This is a genomic window from Catellatospora sp. NPDC049609 (assembly GCF_040675365.1).
Taxonomy (GTDB): domain Bacteria; phylum Actinomycetota; class Actinomycetes; order Mycobacteriales; family Micromonosporaceae; genus Catellatospora.
Genome location: NZ_JBFAOU010000311.1, coordinates 1 through 5,168, shown reverse-complemented (window position 1 = coordinate 5,168; position 5,168 = coordinate 1). Strand labels below are relative to the sequence as shown.

Annotated in this window: 3 protein-coding genes; 1 reads left to right on the top strand and 2 read right to left on the bottom strand. The window is 71.5% G+C overall.

The features are described from left to right. Positions 1 to 99: 99 nt before the first annotated feature. Positions 100 to 1,836, bottom strand: coding sequence for a murein biosynthesis integral membrane protein MurJ (gene murJ, locus AB0J67_RS39065; protein WP_363490529.1), 1,737 nt, complete (start codon positions 1,834 to 1,836; stop codon positions 100 to 102). A 58-nt stretch (positions 1,837 to 1,894) separates the two neighbouring features. Here murJ and AB0J67_RS39060 point away from each other — a divergent pair, with 58 nt between their 5' ends. Next, positions 1,895 to 3,337, top strand: a complete 1,443-nt coding sequence (locus AB0J67_RS39060) for a CCA tRNA nucleotidyltransferase (RefSeq protein ID WP_363490527.1) — start codon at positions 1,895 to 1,897, stop codon at positions 3,335 to 3,337. Between the two features lie 308 nt (positions 3,338 to 3,645). Here AB0J67_RS39060 and AB0J67_RS39055 read toward each other — a convergent pair whose 3' ends face one another. Next, positions 3,646 to 5,016, bottom strand: a complete 1,371-nt coding sequence (locus tag AB0J67_RS39055; protein WP_363490525.1) for an MFS transporter — start codon at positions 5,014 to 5,016, stop codon at positions 3,646 to 3,648. Positions 5,017 to 5,168 lie beyond the last annotated feature (152 nt).

The following is a 5,168-nucleotide window of genomic DNA, read 5'->3' as shown; positions in this document are numbered from 1 at the left end:
ACTTCGACTTCCGGCGCGCCGCGGCGGCGGTGTGGACGGTCGTCGACGAGGCCAACGGGTTCGTCGAGCGCTGCGGCCTCGCGGCGTAAGAGTTCGAGGTCAGCGGCCGAGTTTGCGGCGGACCATGCCGACGACGTCCTGGACCTCGCCGATCTTGAGGGCCATGGCGACGGCGCCGTAGACGCCGCAGATCACGATGCCGCCCGTGAGCAGGGTCACCCAGCTGGTGAACTCGCTGACCGTGGACTGGGTGGCCCCCATGAACAGCAGCTTGACCGTGCCGTAGCCGGCGGCCGCGGCGATCAGTGCGGCGACCAGGACCTTCACCAGGGTCGTCGAGATGCGGCGCAGGCCGATCAGACCGATCCGGCGCTTGAGCAGGGCCGCCGACAGCAGCGCGGCGAAGACGTACGAGATCGCGTTGCCGAGCATCATGCCGACCGCCGTGGTCGCCACCGCGAACGCACCCCACCAGCCGAGCTGGATCGCGAGCCGGAGCGTGATCACCGGGAGATTGATCAGGGCCGGGGTCTTCGTGTCCTGCAGCGAATAGTAGGTGAAGTTGAACAGCTGGCTGATCGCGAACGGCAGCAGCGCGAGCCCCGCCATGGCCAGCACCGGGGCGGTCTCGATCGAGGCGGCCCGGTTCACCTGGAACCGCTCGAACAGCGCGATGGAGATCGGCAGGGCCAGCACCACGTAGGTGGTGGCGATCGGCGCGAGCACGACCATGACCATCCGCATGCCCCGGCTCAGGTCGGCGGTGATGTCGGCGGCCCGGCCGTCGGAGGCGGCGGCGCTCATCCGCGGCAGCAGCGCCGTGATGATCGAGACGGCGACGATGCCGTGCGCCATCATCATCAGCAGGAACACGTTGTTGTAGATGATGGGGCCGGGTCCGTCGTTGCCGACCCGGTTGAGCAGGTTGAACATCACCAGCAGGGCGAGCTGGTTGACGATCACGTAGCAGAACATCCAGCCGCCGACCTTGGCCAGCCGGCGCAGGCCCAGCTCGCGGAAGTCGAAGCGGGTGCGCCACTGGAAGCCGACCCGACGCAGCGCGGGGAGCAGGCCGGCCGCCTGGACCACGATGCCCGCGAGCACGCCGCCGCCGAGGAGCAGGATCTGGCCCGCGGTGACCTGGTCGGCGTTGTCCACCGGGGAGTCCTGGTAGATCACCAGGAACAGCACGCCGGTGGTGATGACGACGATGTTGTTCAGGATCGGGGTCCACATGGGGGCGGCGAACTGCCCCCGGGTGTTCAGCACCGCGCTGCACAGGCCGGACAGGCCGTAGAAGAAGATCGTCGGCAGCATCAGGTACGACAGCGAGGTGACCAGGTCCTGGTAGCTCTCGGGCGCGCCGCCCGCGTACGCGACCGCGAGCAGCGGCGCGCAGATCACCGCGAGCACCGTGGCGACGCCGAGCACGACCACGGTCAGGGTCAGGAGGCGCTGGGTGTAGGCCTGGCCGCGGTCCGGGTCCGTCTTGCGCGCCCGGACCAGCATCGGCACCAGCACGCTGGACATGATTCCGCCGAGCAGCAGCTCGTAGATCATGCCGGGGAAGATCTGGGCCGTGGTGTACGCGTCGCCGAGCACGAGCGTGCCCAGCGCGGCCGTGAGCACCGCCGTACGCAGGAAGCCGGTGCCCCGGCTGACCAGCGAGCCGACCGCCATCATGGCGGAGTTGCCGGCCGCGCCCTTGTGCTCCTCCTCGAAGCTGGGCTCGGCCGCGGCCTCCAGCTCCTCGGCGGGCAGCCCGGAGGTCACCACCCGTGGGATGACGGTGGTGTTCTCGGACTCGATCGGGGGGGTGCGATCGGGGGCTGTCATGGGATGCACCATACCTGCGAACGGCGGTGACCAGCCTCCCCAGTAGGCTGGATGATCGATGTCGCCCTCACCTGAACTCTCCACCGCCCAGCGCAACGCCGTCGCGGAGCTGTTGCGCGTCTCACCCGTCGCCGACGAGCTGGGACGCCGCTTCGCCAAGGCGGGCTTCGAGCTGCACCTCGTCGGCGGCTCGGTCCGCGACGCCCTGCTCGGCCGCCTCGGTGACGACCTGGACTTCTGCACCGACGCCCGGCCCGACGACACCTTGAAGATCATCAAGGGCTGGGCCGAGGCGACCTGGGAGACCGGCCGCGAGTTCGGCACCATCGGGCTGCAGCGCGGCGGGCTCCGGCTGGAGATCACCACATACCGGGCCGAGGCCTACGACGGGGTGAGCCGCAACCCGCAGGTGCAGTACGGCGACAACCTGCACGACGACCTGGTGCGCCGCGACTTCACCATCAACGCGATGGCGGTCAGCCTGCCCGGCCACGAGTTCGCCGACCCGTTCGGCGGCCTGCAGGACCTGGCCGCGCGGGTGATCCGGACCCCCGGCACCCCGGCGCAGTCGTTCGGCGACGACCCGCTGCGCATGCTGCGGGCCGCCCGCTTCGCCGCCCAGCTGCGGTTCACCGTCGACCCTGCGGTGCGTACGGCGATGGAGCACATGGCCGCGGACCTGGACCGGATCACCGCCGAGCGGATCCGCGACGAGTTCTCCAAGCTGCTGCTCGGCGCCGACCCGGTGACCGGGCTGCGGCTGCTGGTCGACACCGGCCTGGCCGACCGCTTCGTGCCGGAGCTGGCCGGGCTGAAGCTGGAGATCGACGAGCACGCCCAGCACAAGGACGTGTACGAGCACACCCTCAAGGTGGTCAGCAACGCCGTCGGGTACGACACCGCCGACGGCGGCCCCGACCTGGTGCTGCGCCTGGCCGCGCTGCTGCACGACATCGGCAAGCCGGCCACCAAGGCGGTCGGCGCCGACGGCGGCGTCAGCTTCCACCACCACGAGATGGTGGGCGCGCGCCTGGCCAAGTCCCGCCTGAAGCTGCTGAAATACCCCAAGGACGTGATCGGGCCGGTGACCGCGCTGGTCGGGCTGCACCTGCGCTTCTACGGGTACGGCCGGGGCGAGTGGACCGACTCGGCGGTGCGCCGGTATGTCACCGACGCGGGCGACCAGCTCGCCCGCCTGCACAAGCTCACCCGCTCCGACTGCACCACCCGCAACAAGCGCAAGGCGGCCCTGCTCGCGGCGGACTACGACGCGCTGGAGGAGCGGATCGCGCGCATCCAGGCCGAGGAGGACCTCGCCCGGGTGCGCCCCGACCTCGACGGCAACGCGATCATGGAGCTGCTCGGCGTGCCGCCCGGCCCGATCGTCGGCCGCGCCTGGAAGCACCTCAAGGAGCTGCGCCTGGAGCACGGCCCCCTCGACCGCGACGAGGCCGAGGCCGCCCTCCAGCGCTGGGCCCGCACCGAGGGCCTCATCCCCTGACCCCACCCGGCCGCCCCACCCGGCCGCTCGCCGTGCCCCGCCGCCCGCCGCGGCCCGGCAAGATCACTCGACTTGCCAGGCACATGGGCGAATGCGGCCCCAAGATACGCACAGTTGCCAGGCAAGTCGGGCGATCTTGGGCTGCTCGCGGCGGACAATGCGCATCATGATCGTGAGTTCGTGTCGGAAAGTGGGCCGGGACTGCACTTGCTGACCCGAATCCGCGATCATCGCCCCGGCCTTCCCGGCCTTCCCGGCCCCGCCGAGCCGGCCCGACCTCGCCTGACCTGGGCGGACTGGCGGGTTGGTCAGGGCTGGCTTGAGGCGGGAGTGGCCGCGCGGGCGGAGGTGGCGCCGTACCAGGCCGCCAGCAGGACGAAGGCGGTCGACGTGATGACCAGGGCGATCGCGGACTTGCCGTTGCCGGGCAGGGCGAGGGCGGCGGTGAACAGGCCCGCGACGAAGCACAGGTTGAACGCGGTGTCGTTGACGCTGAAGATTCGCCCGCGATAGACGTCCTCGCACTCGCGCTGGATGGTCGCGTCCACGATGATCTTCATGCTCTGTGAGGCGACGTTCACCAGGAACACCGCGACCAGCAGCAGCGGTGCGATGAACGGCAGGCCGAAGACCAGCACGACCACGCCTACGGCGGCGACCACGCCGGTCAGCCAGCGGCGGGCGTCCCACCAGCGCACCGCCAGCGGAGTGATGACCGCGGCGAGTGCCGCGCCGGCCGCCCCGGCCAGCACCACCAGCCCGAGCTGACCCATCGACTGCGCCGCCCCGGACAGCTCGGCGGCGGTCCGCTCGGCGGCCTTGCCGAAGTACCGGCTGTAGAGCAGGAGCACCGCCAGCGTCAGCACGCCGTAGAGGAAGCGGTACGCCGCCTGGAGGATCATGATGCGGGCGGCCTTGCCGCGCGAGGCCAGGTGCCGCGCGCCGCTGATCATGCCGCGGAACACCGCGACGACCGCCGCGGCGATGCTGTCGGTGGCCCGCTCGTGGGCGTCCGGGCCGAGCTCGTCGCGCCGGAAGAAGCGCCGGGCCAGCAGGCCGGAGGCGAGGTACCCGAGGGCAGCGGTGGCCGCGATGAGGCCGTACCCGTGCCGGTCGGTGCCGACGAGCTGCAGCGCGACCACGGACGCGGCGGTGAACAGGCCGATCGAGTAGCAGATGGTGCCGAGCGTCGAGGCGAGCGCGTTCGCGGCCACCAGCTTGCGCTCCTCGACCACGTGCGGCAGTGACGCGGACAGCCCGGCCAGGAAGAACCGGTTGATCGCGATGACGATCAGGGCGCACACCGCGAACGCCAGGCCCTGCGCCCCGGACCAGAGCAGCGCCGCCGCCGGCAGCACCATGGCGGCCCGCGCCAGGTTGGCGGTGGACAGCGAGGCGCGCCGGTCCCAGCGGTCCAGCAGCACGCCGACGTACGGCCCGAGCAGCGAGTACGGCAGCAGCAGGATGGCGAACCCGGCCGCGATGGCGACCGGGCTGGACTGGCGGTCGGGGTTGAACAGCAGCGAGCCGGCCAGGCCGGCCTGGAACCAGCCGTCGGCGATCTGGCTGGTGAGCCGCACCCCGAGCAGGCGCCGGAACGGCGCTCCGGCCAGGATCGCGCGGGAGGTGGCGGCGACCCGCCGGCTCTCGGTCGCGTTCGGCATCACGGGGTGGGGCACGTCACCACCCTACGTGCCGCGGGACTCCGGCAGGGGAACGCTGCGGACGTTCCCACCGGCGAGCCTGCTCAGCGCGCTGGCCACCGGGATCGGCGAGGGCGGCGGCATGCCCGTCACGGTCGAGGACCTCGCCCCGCTGAACGGGGACGACC